This window comes from Streptomyces sp. NBC_01016, from assembly GCF_026341035.1.
Lineage (GTDB): Bacteria > Actinomycetota > Actinomycetes > Streptomycetales > Streptomycetaceae > Streptomyces.
This window is the reverse complement of sequence record NZ_JAPEOQ010000001.1, coordinates 1,083,912-1,098,502: the sequence shown is the minus strand read 5'-3', so window position 1 is coordinate 1,098,502 and position 14,591 is coordinate 1,083,912. Positions and strand designations below refer to the sequence as shown.

Below are 14,591 nucleotides of genomic sequence, written 5' to 3'. Positions count from 1 at the left end.
CTCCTTCTTGCGTCAAGGCTTGCGCCAACGTCTTACGTCGAGGTCTTACTTACTTCTTGGACGGGGACTTCGGCCGCTGCGGGCCGCCCTTGCGCTGCCCGGACTTGGCCTTGCTGCGCTGCTGTGAACCGCCCGCGGGCTTGGCGCCACCGGACTGCTTGGACTGCGGCTTCGCGTCCTGCGGCTCGTCCTTCTTCTCCAGCGAGGTCTTCTCGGAAGGGGAGTCGTCCTTCTCCGAGCCCTGGGCTGTCGAGCCACCGGTCTGGCGCTGCGACTTGGACTGGCGCTTGGGCTGCTGGCGCTTCGGGGTGCCCTTCGGCATACCGTCCTCGTCCAGCTCCTCCGCGGCCGCGGAGCCCTTGGCCACGGTGCCGTCGGTCTGAGCCGCGAGACCGGCCTTGCTCAGTCCGTTGATGAACTTGCGCTCGTACTCGTTGCGGTCGCGGCCCTTGGCGACGATCGCCTTGACGATGTTCCGCTCGCGCTTGTTCCTCGTCGCGCTGTGCTCGACGACGTGCTTCTGCAGACCCTCGAGCATCTTGGCCTGAGCCTTGGAGCCCGGAGTGGGGTTCCGGTTGATCACGTACATCTGCTGGCACATGGTCCACACGTTGGTGGTCAGCCAGTAGACGAGGACACCGACGGGGAAGTTGATGCCCATGAAGAGGAAGATCAGCGGGAAGACGTACATCAGCATCTTCTGCTGCTGCATGAACGGCGTCTTCACCGTCAGGTCGACGTTCTTCGTCATCAGCTGGCGCTGCGTGTAGAACTGCGACGCCGACATCATGAGGATCATGATCGCGGTGACCACGCGGACGTCGGTCAGCGAGGCGCCCATGGCCTGGAGCTCGGAGGCGCTGTCCGTGAACTTGGCGGCCAGCGGGGCACCGAAGATGTGCGCCTTCTGGGCACTGTCCAGGAGCGACTGGTTGATGACGCCGATGGTGTTGCCCTCGGCGATGGCCGCGAGCACGTGGTACAGGGCGAAGAAGAACGGCGACTGCACGAGAATCGGAAGGCACGAGGAGAGCGGGTTGGTACCCGTCTCCTTGTACAGCTTCATCATCTCTTCGGACTGACGCTGCTTGTCGTTCTTGTAGCGCTCCTGGATCGCCTTCATCTGAGGCTGGAGCAGCTGCATGTTCCGGGTCGACTTGATCTGCTTCACGAAGAGCGGGATCAGGCAGATCCGGATCAGGACCACAAGGGACACGATCGACAGGCCCCAGGCCCATCCGGTATCAGGGCCGAAGATCGCCCCATAGACCGTGTGGAACTGGACGATGACCCACGACACCGGGGTCGTGAGGAACGCGAAAACGCCTGATACAGCGTTGACGATATCGGAAATCATGTCCCTGATCAGGCTCCTTGGGCGTTGGGCGAAGTCGCTCCGGACTTATTGTCCTGTGCAGAGGGGCTGTCGCCCTCAACGGCGGGGGCCGTTTTCTTGTCCCCGCGCCATGCCTCGCGCAGCATCTCGTGCCAGCGCGGACGCTTGCGTGGCGGAACATAGTCGACGCCGCCCAGTGACCACGGATTGCACCGAAGGATCCGCCAGGCGGTAAGTGCTGTTCCCTTGACTGCCCCGTGCCGGTCGATGGCGGTGAAGCCATAGTGGGAGCACGACGGGTAGTACTTGCACACCGGACCCAGCAATGGACTGATGGTCCACTGGTAGATCTTGATCAAGGCGAGCAGTGGGTACTTCATCGCGCGCCCCCTCCCAGCAGCCGCTGCAGGGCGGCATCCAGGTCTCGGGCCAGCTGTGCGTGGGTAGCGTCGCCCGCTCCGGGCAACGCGCGTACGACTACCAGGCTACCTGGGGGCAATGAAGCCACCCGGTCGCGCATGAGGTGGCGAAGCCTGCGCTTCACCGCGTTACGTACGACGGCGCCACCCACGGCCTTGCTCACGACGAAACCCGCACGCGGCGGGGAGAGAGTCTCCCTGGTCGCGTGCGGGTCCGTTGAACCGCTACGTAGGTGAACGACGAGAAGCGGGCGTCCGGCCCGACGTCCCCGGCGTACCGCGGTCGCGAAGTCCTCGCGCCGCCTCAGCCGATACTCGGTAGGCAGCACGTCATGACCTGATTACGAGATCAGGCGGACAGGCTGGCGCGACCCTTGCCACGACGGCTGGCGAGAATCGCACGACCGGCACGGGTCCGCATGCGAAGGCGGAAGCCGTGGGTCTTGGCACGACGACGGTTGTTCGGCTGGAAGGTGCGCTTGCTCACTCGGGGGCTCCTGAAAAACGTGTGGTGGCGGGACATCGCCTGGCTGTCACCGTGCGCCCACGAGTAGCTCGCGAATACGCCCGAGTGCACCGCTACACGGTCCGCAAGAACTGTGGATCGTGACCTTGCCCATCGGAGGCAGGCGGCAGCAGCCATCGACAACTCGACCTGGTCACGGTACGCGCGGCTACGCCATCCGGTCAAACCGGCGTCATGCGGGGGACACTGTCCACAGGCTGGGGACAACAACTTGAACCGCAGCGGTCGCGCTGACTACCGTGGCTGAACTCCGATTCGTTCCCTTCTCACCGCACCACCCGATTTTCTTCCCGATCCGTCCCAGGAATCACACGTTCGTGGGACCAGCGAGAGAGCGTGCCCTGTGGCTGACGTACCTGCCGATCTTGCCGCAGTGTGGCCACGAGTTCTGGAGCAACTCCTCGGGGAAGACCGCGGGCAGGGCGTCGAGACGAAGGACGAACACTGGATCCGGCGCTGTCAGCCGTTGGCGCTCGTCGCCGACACCGCACTGCTCGCCGTTCCGAACGAATTCGCCAAGGGCGTACTCGAGGGTCGGCTGGCCCCGGTCGTCAGCGAGACCCTCAGCCGCGAGTGCGGCCGCCCCATCCGGATCGCGATCACCGTCGACGACTCCGTGGGCGAGCCGCCCGCCCCCACACCTCCGCCGGCCCCGCAGCACCGCTACGAGCCCCCCGAGCCGCAGCCGTCCCCCGGCCAGCCGCGCGACGCCTTCGACAAGCGGGAGACGTACGAGAGCCGGGAGACCTACGAGGGCTACGAGCGCCGCGGCGCCGACGAGCACGGCCAGGGCCCGCGGGCCGAGCAGCCCCCGGCGCCCCGGCCCGACCAGCTCCCGACCGCCCGCCCCGCCTACCCGGACTACCAGCGTCCCGAGCCGGGCGCCTGGCCGCGTCCGCAGCAGGACGAGTACAACTGGCAGCAGCCCCGGCTCGGTTTCCCGGAGCGGGACCCGTACGCGACGCCCACCCAGCAGCCGCAGCACGACTACCGGCAGCAGGAACGGTCGCCCTACGAGCAACAGCAGCCGTACGAACAGGAGCGCGGTCGCTACGACCAGCAGCAGGAGCGCCCCCCGTACGAGCAGAAGGGGGACGGTCGCCCCTCTTATGAGGACCGTTCCTCCTACGAGGACCGCTCCTCCTATGAAGAGCGACCTTACGAAGACCGTTCCTACGGGGACCGCTCTTCTTATGAAGAGCGGTCGTCCTATGAGGAGCGCGGTTCCTACGAGCCTTCGCGCGAGCGGCAGCAGCGGCGTGAGCCCGGCAAGCCCACGATGGGCGGCCGTCCGAACCAGGACGGCGGGCACGGCACCCGTGGCGTGCCCAGTGGAGCGCCCGGCCCCCTGGCGGCCCAGCCCGCGCCGGCGACTCGCCCCGGTGAGCCGACGGCGCGCCTGAACCCCAAGTACCTCTTCGACACGTTCGTCATCGGCGCGTCGAACCGCTTCGCGCACGCGGCCGCGGTCGCCGTCGCCGAAGCGCCGGCCAAGGCGTACAACCCCCTGTTCATCTATGGGGAGTCGGGCCTCGGCAAGACCCACCTGCTGCACGCCATCGGGCACTACGCGCGCAGCCTCTATCCGGGCACGCGCGTGCGGTACGTGAGCTCGGAGGAGTTCACCAACGAGTTCATCAACTCGATCCGAGACGGCAAGGGCGACTCCTTCCGTAAGCGGTACCGCGAGATGGACATCCTTCTGGTCGACGACATCCAGTTCCTCGCGGACAAGGAGTCGACGCAGGAGGAGTTCTTCCACACCTTCAACACGCTCCACAACGCGAACAAGCAGATCGTGCTGTCCAGTGACCGGCCGCCCAAGCAGTTGGTGACCCTGGAGGACCGGCTGCGCAACCGGTTCGAGTGGGGCCTGATCACGGACGTCCAGCCACCGGAGCTGGAGACCCGTATCGCCATCCTTCGTAAGAAGGCGGTACAGGAGCAGCTCAACGCGCCTCCGGAAGTGCTCGAGTTCATCGCGTCCCGCATCTCGCGCAACATCCGTGAGCTGGAAGGGGCGTTGATCCGCGTCACGGCGTTCGCGTCGCTCAATCGACAGCCTGTGGACCTGGGACTGACGGAGATCGTCCTCAAGGACCTGATCCCCGGTGGCGAGGACGCGGCCCCCGAGATCACGGCCTCGGCCATCATGGCGGCGACCGCGGACTACTTCGGGCTCACCGTGGAGGACCTCTGCGGATCCTCGCGCAGCCGCGTCCTGGTGACGGCCCGGCAGATCGCGATGTACCTGTGCCGTGAGCTGACCGACCTCTCGCTGCCGAAGATCGGCGCTCAGTTCGGCGGCCGCGACCACACGACCGTGATGCACGCGGACCGCAAGATCCGCGCGCTGATGGCCGAGCGGCGCTCCATCTACAACCAGGTCACCGAGCTCACCAACCGCATCAAGAACGGCTGACAGCGGACCGGTTACGAACCGCAGGGCGCTTCGGGAACGACTCCCGGAGCGCCCTTTTCGTGCCTCCGGAGCGCCCTTCTCGTGCCTGCGGACGGCCCGCGGACGTGTCCGGGGTCGTGTCAGCCACCGGTTCAAGGACACCGCGCGCTCGCCCGGTGTTCGATTCGCAGCCGCGTTACGGGTGTTCTCCACAGATCTGCCGGGTTTTTGCGGTCCACACCCTGGGGACCGGAAAGTTGTCCAGACTGTGTCCACAGCGCCCCCGAGTGACAGGGCATCAAGGCAGGTCAGGTGGCTGTGGATTCGTGGAAAAGTGATCTCCACAGACTGTGGAGAGATTTTTTATCCACAGGCTGTGCATGACGTTGTCCACCGGCGACCCACAGGCTCGCGGCCGTTGTGCACAGCGATCAAGAGCTTCTCCACACGGCTGTCCACTGTTCGGCAACGCAACGCGCCATCTCACCTCCGCGAGTGAAAGGCGTCACACCAAGGTGGTCGGTTGGGCTGGGGAGAACCGGGGTAAAGCTGGGGACAGCGCTGGGGAGAAGTGGCCCAAGGCTGTGCATCGAGTGTGCAGAACTTTCCGCCGTCCACAGCGAAGGCCGGTTGTCCACCGCCTCGGCCCACAGGCCCGGTGGACAAAAAACCGCCTCTGACCTGCGCTTTAGAGGTTATCCACGGTTTCCACAGCCCCTACTACTACGTCCAACTAGTAAGAGCTGGGAATTCGTTTCGAAGACGGGGCTGTGCACAACTCGCTCCCGGCACCTCGACCTCGGTTCGGCGCGACTTGACCGAGGCAGGCAACGACTGTCAGTGCCGTGCGTCAGACTGTTCCCCGGTGCTCTTCCCATCAGCGGGCTGAGCGACACCACGTCTGCCGATGCAGACGGCAGACCGAAGACCAAGCAGGGCGAGAGCAGCCAGCAACAGCAGGAGGCGGCTTACGGTGAAGATCCGGGTGGAACGCGACGTACTCGCGGAGGCGGTGGCCTGGGCGGCGCGCAGCCTCCCGGCACGACCGCCTGCGCCCGTCCTCGCGGGCCTTCTGCTGAAGGCCGAGGAGGGCGCACTCAGCTTGTCGAGCTTCGACTACGAGGTTTCGGCACGCGTATCGGTGGACGCGGAGATCGACGAGGAAGGCACGGTGCTCGTCTCCGGTCGCCTGCTCGCCGACATCTGCCGCGCTCTGCCCAACCGTCCGGTGGAGATCTCCACAGACGGTGTACGAGCAACCGTTGTCTGCGGTTCCTCGCGATTCACACTCCACACGCTTCCTGTGGAGGAGTACCCGGCGCTGCCGCAGATGCCGACCGCCACGGGCACCGTCCCGGGTGAGGTCTTCGCAGCTGCCGCTTCGCAGGTGGCCATCGCGGCCGGCCGCGACGACACGCTGCCCGTCCTCACCGGTGTGCGCATCGAGATCGAGGGCGACACGGTGACGCTGGCGTCCACGGACCGCTACCGCTTCGCCGTCCGCGAGTTCCTGTGGAAGCCGGAGGACCCGGAGGCCTCCGCGGTCGCCCTGGTGCCCGCCAAGACGCTCCTGGACACCGCCAAGGCGCTCACGAGCGGTGACACGGTCACGCTGGCGCTCGCCGGTTCCGGTGCGGGCGAGGGCCTCATCGGCTTCGAGGGCGCGGGCCGCCGCACCACGACCCGCCTTCTCGAGGGCGACCTGCCGAAGTACCGCACGCTGTTCCCGACGGAGTTCAACTCCGTGGCCGTCATCGAGACCGCCCCCTTCGTGGAGGCCGTCAAGCGTGTGGCCCTCGTCGCCGAGCGCAACACCCCGGTGCGGCTCAGCTTCGAGCAGGGCGTGCTCATCCTGGAGGCCGGCTCCAGCGACGACGCACAGGCTGTGGAAAGGGTCGACGCCAACCTGGAGGGCGACGACATCTCGATCGCCTTCAACCCGACCTTCCTGCTCGACGGCCTGAGTGCCATCGACTCCCCGGTCGCCCAGCTGTCGTTCACGACGTCCACCAAGCCCGCGCTGCTCTCCGGCAAGCCGGCCGTGGACGCCGAGGCGGACGACGCGTACAAGTACCTGATCATGCCGGTGCGGCTCTCCGGCTGAGGACCTTGAGGGGCAGGCCGCTCGGGTTCGCCTGAGCGGCTTTGTCCACAGGTGTGCGGGAGCGTCCGGGTTTAGGCTCGGACGCAGGTACGGGACGCCACGCGCGCGTGCTCTCGTACCGCCCCCGCATCACCTCACGCCTCGTCGCAACGTAAGGAACCACTGATGGAGCTCGGTCTCGTCGGCCTCGGCAAGATGGGCGGCAACATGCGCGAGCGCATCCGCCGCGCGGGCCACACCGTCTTCGGCTACGACCGCAACCCGGACCTCGCGGACGTCCACAGCCTCGAGGAGCTTGTGGGCAAGCTCAAGGGCCCGCGCGTGGTGTGGGTGATGGTCCCGGCCGGCGCCGCGACCCAGTCCACGGTCGACGAGCTCGGCGAACTGCTCGAGCCCGGCGACGTCGTCGTCGACGGCGGCAATTCGCGCTGGACGGACGACGAGAAGCACGCCGAGGAGCTCGCGGCCAAGGGCATCGGCTTCGTCGACTGCGGCGTCTCAGGCGGCGTCTGGGGCCTGGAGAACGGGTACGCGCTGATGTACGGCGGCGGCCCCGACGACGTGGCGAAGGTTCAGCCGGTCTTCGACGCCCTGAAGCCGGAGGGCGACTTCGGCTCCGTGCACGCGGGCAAGGTCGGCGCGGGCCACTTCGCGAAGATGGTTCACAACGGCATCGAGTACGCGATGATGCAGGCCTACGCCGAGGGCTGGGAGCTCCTGGAGAAGGTCGACTCCGTGGACAACGTCCGCGAGGTCTTCCGCTCCTGGCAGGAGGGCACGGTCATCCGTTCCTGGCTGCTCGATCTCGCGGTCAACGCCCTCGACGACGACCAGCACCTGGACAAGCTGCGCGGTTACGCACAGGACTCCGGCGAGGGCCGCTGGACTGTGGAAGCCGCCATCGACAACTCCGTGCCGCTGCCGGCGATCACCGCGTCGCTCTTCGCCCGCTTCTCCTCCCGCCAGGAGGACTCGCCGCAGATGAAGATGATCGCGGCGCTGCGCAACCAGTTCGGCGGCCACGCCGTCGAGAAGAAGTAATCCACACCTGTAGAAACCCGCTGTTCAGAACTCTGGGGGAGGTCGGCCCACGACCATGCACGTCACGCATCTGTCGCTGGCCGACTTCCGCTCGTACACCCGGGCCGAGGTTCCTCTCGACCCGGGCGTCACCGCGTTCGTGGGCCCGAACGGGCAGGGCAAGACGAACATCGTCGAGGCCGTCGGCTACCTCGCCACGCTCGGCAGTCACCGGGTCTCCTCGGACGCTCCGCTGGTGCGCATGGGCGCCGAGCGCGCCGTGATCCGGGCTCAGGTACGCCAGGGCGAGCGCCAGCAGCTCGTCGAGCTGGAGCTGAACCCTGGCAAGGCGAACCGCGCCAGGATCAACAGGTCCTCGCAGGTCAAGCCGCGTGACGTGCTGGGGATCGTACGGACGGTGCTGTTCGCGCCCGAGGACCTGGCCCTGGTGAAGGGCGACCCCGGCGAGCGCCGGCGCTTCCTCGACGAGCTGGTCACCGCGCGCTCGCCCCGGATGGCGGGCGTGCGCTCCGATTACGACCGCGTCCTGAAGCAGCGCAACACGCTCCTGAAGACCGCGGCGCTCGCGCGGCGGCACGGCGGGCGCTCCATGGACCTGTCCACGCTCGACGTGTGGGACCAGCACATCGCGCGCGCGGGCGCGGAACTCCTCGCGCAGCGGCTCGACCTGATCGCGACGCTGCAGCCGCTGGCCGACAAGGCGTACGAGCAGCTGGCGCCCGGCGGCGGGCCGATCGCCCTGGAGTACAAGCCCTCGTCCCCCGAACTCGTCGGGCACGCGCGCGAGGAGCTGTACGAGCAACTTCTCGCCGCCCTCGAAGGGGCGCGCAAGCAGGAGATCGAGCGGGGCGTCACGCTGGTCGGCCCGCACCGCGACGAACTGGTCCTCAAGCTCGGCCAGCTGCCCGCCAAGGGCTACGCGAGCCACGGCGAGTCCTGGTCGTACGCGCTGGCGCTGCGCCTGGCCTCGTACGACCTGCTGCGGGCCGAGGGGAACGAGCCGGTGCTCGTCCTCGACGACGTCTTCGCCGAGCTGGACGCGCGCCGCAGGGAGCGCCTGGCGGAGCTTGTGGCGCCCGGTGAGCAGGTTCTCGTCACGGCCGCCGTCGACGACGACGTGCCGGGCGTGCTGGCGGGTACCCGCTACGCGGTGTCGGACGGAACGGTGGAGCGACTGTGAGCGCCGACGAATCCCCCGAAGGTGCGAAGGGTCCGCGGGAACCAAAAGGCGATCCCGAGCCTTCTGGTGTCGACCTGGCCCGCGTCGCTCTACGTGCGGCGAAAGAGGCGGCACGCGCGCGTGGTGACTCCGCGCAGCAGAAGAAGCAGGCGCGGCGCGGCGGCGGGCTGAGGTCCGGTGCGCGCTCCGACGGGCGGGACCCGATGGGGCTCGGCCCCGCCATCAACCGGCTGATCACCGAGCGCGGCTGGGAGACACCGGCCGCGGTCGGCGGTGTCATGGGGCGCTGGCCGCAGATCGTCGGCGAGGACCTCGCGAAGCACTGTGTTCCGCAGACGTACGACGAGGACGAGCGGGTCCTGGTGGTGCAGTGCGATTCGACGGCCTGGGCGACACAGGTGCGGATGCTGGCTCCGCAGCTGGTCAGGCGGTTGAACGAGGATCTCGGGCACGGTGCCGTGCGGCGCATCGACATCAAGAATCCCGGCGGCGGCCCGCGCCGCTACGGCCCCTTGCGGGCCCCCGGAAGCAAGGGTCCCGGCGACACCTACGGGTGAGCTATCGGCCGCTGTAGCTGGTGGTTCACACCTCGAAGCGCTGAGTGCCGCTGTGAGCCTCTCGGGGCCCCGCTCCGCATAGGGGGAGTCGGGCGAGTCCGGTTGAGGGCGGCACATGAGGACTCAGGCACCGCCAAACCCCCATCTATGTCCGAGCTACCGGTACACTGGGAGACAATCCCGCCCCACTTGTGGGACGCACCGAGCAACGCTGATCAGGGCTTACCGAACAAACACGCCGCAGCCGCTCCGGCCACCAACCGGGAGCTTGGCTTGTGCTGTGCCAGAAAGGGCGCTTCGTGGCCGATTCCGGCAACCCCAACGAGAACATCCCGTCCACCGACGCCGAAGAGCACGTCGAGGCCACAGAGGCCTCGTACGACGCCAGTGCGATCACCGTCCTCGAAGGGCTGGACGCGGTCCGCAAGCGACCCGGCATGTACATCGGCTCGACCGGTGAGCGTGGCCTTCACCACATGGTGCAGGAGGTCGTGGACAACTCCGTCGACGAGGCCCTGGCGGGTCACGCGGACACGATCGACGTCACGATCCTGCCCGACGGCGGCGTCCGCGTCGTCGACAACGGCCGTGGCATCCCCGTGGGCATCATCCCCTCCGAGGGGAAGCCCGCGGTCGAGGTCGTGCTCACCGTCCTGCACGCGGGCGGCAAGTTCGGAGGCGGCGGCTACGCCGTCTCCGGTGGACTGCACGGCGTGGGCGTCTCCGTCGTCAACGCGCTGTCCACGAAGGTCTCCGTCGAGATCAGGACCGAGGGCCACCGCTGGACGCAGGAGTACAAGGCCGGCGTTCCGACGGCGCCGCTGGCGAAGCACGAGGCCACCGATGAGACCGGCACCGCGGTCACCTTCTGGGCCGACGGCGACATCTTCGAGACCACCGAGTACTCCTTCGAGACGCTGTCGCGGCGCTTCCAGGAGATGGCCTTCCTCAACAAGGGCCTGAGGATCAACCTCACGGACGAACGCGACATCGCGAAGGCCACGGCCGGAGCGGACACGAACGAGGCGGGCGACGACACCGCCTTCGAGCCGCGTTCGGTGTCGTACCACTACGAAGGCGGCATCGTCGACTTCGTGAAGTACCTCAACTCCCGCAAGGGTGAGGTCGTTCACCCCTCCGTGATCGACATCGAGGCCGAGGACAAGGAGAAGCTCCTTTCCATCGAGGTCGCGATGCAGTGGAACACCAGCTACAGCGAGGGCGTCTACTCCTTCGCCAACGTGATCCACACGCACGAGGGCGGCACGCACGAAGAGGGCTTCCGCGCCGCGTTGACCGGTCTCATCAACCGGTACGCGCGCGACAAGAAGCTGCTGCGCGAGAAGGACGACAACCTCACGGGCGACGACATCCGCGAGGGTCTGACGGCGATCATCTCGATCAAGCTGAGCGAGCCGCAGTTCGAGGGCCAGACCAAGACCAAGCTGGGCAACACCGAGGCGAAGACCTTCGTCCAGAAGGTCGTCTACGAGCACCTCCAGGACTGGCTCGACCGGAACCCCGTCGAGGCCACGGACATCATCCGTAAGTCCATCCAGGCGGCCACCGCGCGCGTGGCGGCCCGCAAGGCCCGTGACCTGACCCGTCGCAAGGGCCTCCTGGAGACGGCGTCCCTGCCGGGCAAGCTCTCCGACTGCCAGTCGAACGACCCGACCAAGTGCGAGATCTTCATCGTCGAGGGTGACTCCGCCGGCGGCTCGGCCAAGTCCGGCCGTGACCCGATGTACCAGGCCATCCTGCCGATCCGAGGCAAGATCCTGAACGTCGAGAAGGCGCGCATCGACAAGATCCTGCACAACCAGGAGATCCAGGCGCTGATCTCGGCCTTCGGCACCGGAGTCCACGAGGACTTCGACATCGAGAAGCTCCGCTATCACAAGATCATCCTGATGGCGGACGCCGACGTCGACGGCCAGCACATCAACACCCTGCTGCTGACCTTCCTGTTCCGCTTCATGCGGCCGCTCGTCGAAGCCGGCCACGTGTTCCTGTCGCGCCCGCCGCTCTACAAGATCAAGTGGGGCCGTGACGACTTCGAGTACGCGTACTCGGACCGTGAGCGCGACGCCCTGATCGAGATGGGCAGGCAGGCAGGCAAGCGGACCCGTGACGACTCGGTCCAGCGCTTCAAGGGTCTCGGTGAGATGAACGCCGAGGAGCTGCGCATCACGACCATGGACCAGGAGCACCGCGTGCTCGGCCAGGTCACCCTGGACGACGCCGCCCAGGCCGACGACCTGTTCTCGGTCCTCATGGGCGAGGACGTCGAGGCCCGCCGCTCGTTCATCCAGCGCAACGCCAAGGACGTCCGCTTCCTCGACATCTGAGTCGGTCTCAGCTGACCGCACAGAAAGGATCTTGACCAGCAATGGCCGACGAGAACACCCCCACGCCGCCGCCCGAAGAGAACGTGGACGGCAGCGCCATCGCGATGCGCATCGAGCCCGTCGGGCTCGAGACGGAGATGCAGCGCTCCTACCTGGACTACGCGATGTCCGTCATCGTGTCCCGCGCGCTGCCCGACGTACGCGACGGTCTCAAGCCCGTTCACCGCCGCGTCCTGTACGCCATGTACGACGGCGGCTACCGGCCCGAGAAGGGCTTCTACAAGTGCGCCCGCGTCGTCGGTGACGTCATGGGTAACTACCACCCGCACGGCGACTCCTCGATCTACGACGCCCTGGTCCGCCTGGCCCAGCCGTGGTCGATGCGCATGCCGCTGGTGGACTCCAACGGAAACTTCGGCTCTCCGGGCAACGACCCCGCGGCCGCCATGCGCTACACCGAGTGCAAGATGGCGCCGCTGTCCATGGAGATGGTCCGTGACATCGACGAGGAGACCGTCGACTTCACGGACAACTACGACGGCCGCTCCCAGGAGCCCACCGTCCTGCCGGCCCGCTTCCCGAACCTGCTCGTCAACGGTTCGGCGGGTATCGCGGTCGGCATGGCCACCAACATCCCGCCGCACAACCTGCGCGAGGTGGCGGCCGGCGCCCAGTGGTGCCTGGAGAACCCGGAGGCCTCGCACGAGGAGCTCCTGGACGCCCTCATCGAGCGCATCAAGGGCCCCGACTTCCCGAGTGGTGCCCTCGTAGTGGGCCGCAAGGGCATCGAGGAGGCGTACCGCACCGGCCGTGGCTCCATCACGATGCGCGCGGTCGTCGCGGTCGAGGAGATCCAGAACCGCCAGTGCCTGGTCGTCACGGAGCTGCCCTACCAGACCAACCCGGACAACCTCGCCCAGAAGATCGCCGACCTCGTGAAGGACGGCAAGGTCGGCGGCATCGCGGACGTCCGCGACGAGACGTCGTCCCGTACGGGCCAGCGCCTGGTCATCGTCCTGAAGCGGGACGCGGTCGCCAAGGTCGTGCTGAACAACCTGTACAAGCACACCGACCTGCAGACGAACTTCGGCGCCAACATGCTGGCGCTGGTCGACGGCGTCCCGCGCACGCTGTCGCTCGACGCGTTCATCCGGCACTGGGTGGCGCACCAGATCGAGGTCATCGTCCGCCGGACGAAGTTCCGCCTGCGCAAGGCGGAGGAGCGCGCCCACATCCTGCGTGGCCTCCTGAAGGCCCTGGACGCCATCGACGAGGTCATCGCGCTCATCCGGCGCAGTGACACCGTCGACGTCGCTCGCGGGGGCCTCATGGAGCTCCTGGAGATCGACGAGATCCAGGCGAACGCCATCCTCGAGATGCAGCTGCGCCGACTGGCCGCCCTGGAGCGCCAGAAGATCGTCCAGGAGCACGACGAGCTCCAGGTGAAGATCAACGAGTACAACGCGATCCTGGCCTCGCCCGAGCGGCAGCGGCAGATCGTCAGCTCGGAACTGCAGCAGATCGTCGACAAGTTCGGCGACGACCGCCGCACCAAGCTGGTGCCCTTCGAAGGCGACATGTCCGTCGAGGACCTCATCGCCGAAGAGGACATCGTCGTCACCATTTCGCGTGGCGGTTACGTCAAGCGCACCAAGACGGACGACTACCGCTCCCAGAAGCGCGGCGGCAAGGGTGTGCGCGGCACGAAGCTCAAGGAAGACGACATCGTCGACCACTTCTTCGTGTCGACGACGCACCACTGGTTGCTCTTCTTCACCAACAAGGGACGCGTCTACCGAGCGAAGGCGTACGAACTCCCGGACGCCGGGCGGGACGCGCGCGGCCAGCACGTCGCGAACCTGCTCGCCTTCCAGCCGGACGAGGCGATCGCCGAGATCCTCGCGATCCGCGACTACGATGCGGTGCCCTACCTGGTCCTCGCCACGAAGGCCGGCCTCGTCAAGAAGACGCCTCTGAAGGACTACGACTCGCCGCGCTCCGGCGGTGTCATCGCCATCAACCTCCGCGAGGCGGCGGACGGTTCGGACGACGAGCTGATCGGTGCCGAGCTGGTCTCCTCCGAGGACGACCTGCTGCTCATCAGTAAGAAGGCGCAGTCCATCCGGTTCACCGCCACGGACGACGCACTGCGTCCGATGGGGCGTGCCACGTCGGGCGTCAAGGGCATGAGCTTCCGCGAGGGAGACGAACTGCTCTCGATGAATGTCGTGCGTGCCGGTACTTTCGTCTTCACCGCCACCGACGGTGGGTACGCGAAGCGGACCAACGTCGACGAGTACCGCGTCCAGGGTCGCGGTGGCCTCGGCATCAAGGCCGCCAGGATCGTGGAGGACCGCGGAGAGCTCGTCGGCGCCCTGGTGGTCGAGGAGACCGACGAGATCCTCGCCATCACGCTGTCCGGCGGTGTGATTCGTACGCGAGTCAACGAGGTCAGGGAGACGGGCCGTGACACCATGGGCGTCCAACTGATCAACCTGGGCAAGCGCGATGCCGTCGTCGGCATCGCTCGTAACGCCGAGGCCGGCCGTGAGGCGGAGGAAGTCGACGGTGACGTCGCGCAGGACGCGGACGGTACCGAGATCGACGACACCACCGCGGGCGAGACGGCCGTCGAAACGGACGAGGGCGGACAGTCCTCGGCCGAGTAGCGCGAGGAGT

Annotated in this window: 11 protein-coding genes; 7 read left to right on the top strand and 4 right to left on the bottom strand. The window is 67.2% G+C overall.

Annotated elements, in window-relative coordinates:
- Window positions 1-49: 49 nt before the first annotated feature.
- The 4 genes from yidC to rpmH are packed head-to-tail and all read right to left on the bottom strand — an operon-like array spanning window position 50 to window position 2,242.
- Window positions 50-1,357, bottom strand: a complete 1,308-nt coding sequence (gene yidC / locus OG746_RS05145) for a membrane protein insertase YidC (RefSeq protein WP_266711975.1) — start codon at window positions 1,355-1,357, stop codon at window positions 50-52.
- 8 nt (window positions 1,358-1,365) lie between these two features.
- Window positions 1,366-1,716: a membrane protein insertion efficiency factor YidD gene (gene yidD, locus OG746_RS05140; protein ID WP_266711973.1), complete on the bottom strand. Its 351-nt coding sequence runs from the start codon at window positions 1,714-1,716 to the stop codon at window positions 1,366-1,368.
- Window positions 1,713-2,084, bottom strand: coding sequence for a ribonuclease P protein component (rnpA, locus tag OG746_RS05135; RefSeq protein WP_266711971.1), 372 nt, complete (start codon window positions 2,082-2,084; stop codon window positions 1,713-1,715). Before rnpA ends, yidD begins: the two co-directional genes overlap by 4 nt.
- 20 nt (window positions 2,085-2,104) lie before the next feature.
- Window positions 2,105-2,242, bottom strand: a complete 138-nt coding sequence (rpmH, locus tag OG746_RS05130; RefSeq protein WP_010985740.1) for a 50S ribosomal protein L34 — start codon at window positions 2,240-2,242, stop codon at window positions 2,105-2,107.
- Window positions 2,243-2,624: 382 nt separating this feature from the next.
- Between rpmH and dnaA the strand changes: the two genes are divergently transcribed.
- The 7 genes from dnaA (at window position 2,625) to gyrA (ending at window position 14,581) form a co-directional block, all read left to right on the top strand.
- On the top strand, window positions 2,625-4,703 hold the full coding sequence (gene dnaA / locus OG746_RS05125; RefSeq protein ID WP_266711967.1) for a chromosomal replication initiator protein DnaA: 2,079 nt from the start codon (window positions 2,625-2,627) through the stop codon (window positions 4,701-4,703).
- Window positions 4,704-5,655: 952 nt separating this feature from the next.
- The gene (dnaN, locus tag OG746_RS05120) at window positions 5,656-6,786 is read left to right on the top strand and encodes a DNA polymerase III subunit beta (RefSeq protein WP_266711965.1); all 1,131 of its coding nucleotides are present in this window, start codon (window positions 5,656-5,658) and stop codon (window positions 6,784-6,786) included.
- Window positions 6,787-6,951: 165 nt separating this feature from the next.
- Window positions 6,952-7,827: a phosphogluconate dehydrogenase (NAD(+)-dependent, decarboxylating) gene (gnd, locus tag OG746_RS05115; RefSeq protein WP_266711963.1), complete on the top strand. Its 876-nt coding sequence runs from the start codon at window positions 6,952-6,954 to the stop codon at window positions 7,825-7,827.
- Window positions 7,828-7,882: 55 nt separating this feature from the next.
- Window positions 7,883-9,007, top strand: a complete 1,125-nt coding sequence (gene recF, locus OG746_RS05110; protein WP_266711961.1) for a DNA replication/repair protein RecF — start codon at window positions 7,883-7,885, stop codon at window positions 9,005-9,007.
- Window positions 9,004-9,564 carry a DciA family protein gene (locus OG746_RS05105; RefSeq protein WP_266711959.1) on the top strand — a complete coding sequence of 187 codons (561 nt, stop codon included), beginning with the start codon at window positions 9,004-9,006 and terminating at the stop codon, window positions 9,562-9,564. The genes recF and OG746_RS05105 overlap by 4 nt, the downstream gene beginning before the upstream one ends.
- 299 nt (window positions 9,565-9,863) lie before the next feature.
- Window positions 9,864-11,912, top strand: a complete 2,049-nt coding sequence (gene gyrB, locus OG746_RS05100; RefSeq protein WP_266711957.1) for a DNA topoisomerase (ATP-hydrolyzing) subunit B — start codon at window positions 9,864-9,866, stop codon at window positions 11,910-11,912.
- A gap of 41 nt (window positions 11,913-11,953) precedes the next feature.
- Window positions 11,954-14,581 (top strand): DNA gyrase subunit A, encoded by a 2,628-nt coding sequence (gene gyrA / locus OG746_RS05095; protein WP_266711955.1) that lies wholly within the window; start codon window positions 11,954-11,956, stop codon window positions 14,579-14,581.
- Window positions 14,582-14,591 lie beyond the last annotated feature (10 nt).

What these genes read in the sequence shown, in the direction of transcription:
- yidC (WP_266711975.1), bottom strand. Translation starts at nt 1,357, where the DNA reads ATGATTTCCGATATCGTCAACGCTGTATCAGGCGTTTTCGCGTTCCTC.
- yidD (WP_266711973.1), bottom strand. Translation starts at nt 1,716, where the DNA reads ATGAAGTACCCACTGCTCGCCTTGATCAAGATCTACCAGTGGACCATC.
- gnd (WP_266711963.1), top strand. Translation starts at nt 6,952, where the DNA reads ATGGAGCTCGGTCTCGTCGGCCTCGGCAAGATGGGCGGCAACATGCGC.
- recF (WP_266711961.1), top strand. Translation starts at nt 7,883, where the DNA reads ATGCACGTCACGCATCTGTCGCTGGCCGACTTCCGCTCGTACACCCGG.
- gyrA (WP_266711955.1), top strand. Translation starts at nt 11,954, where the DNA reads ATGGCCGACGAGAACACCCCCACGCCGCCGCCCGAAGAGAACGTGGAC.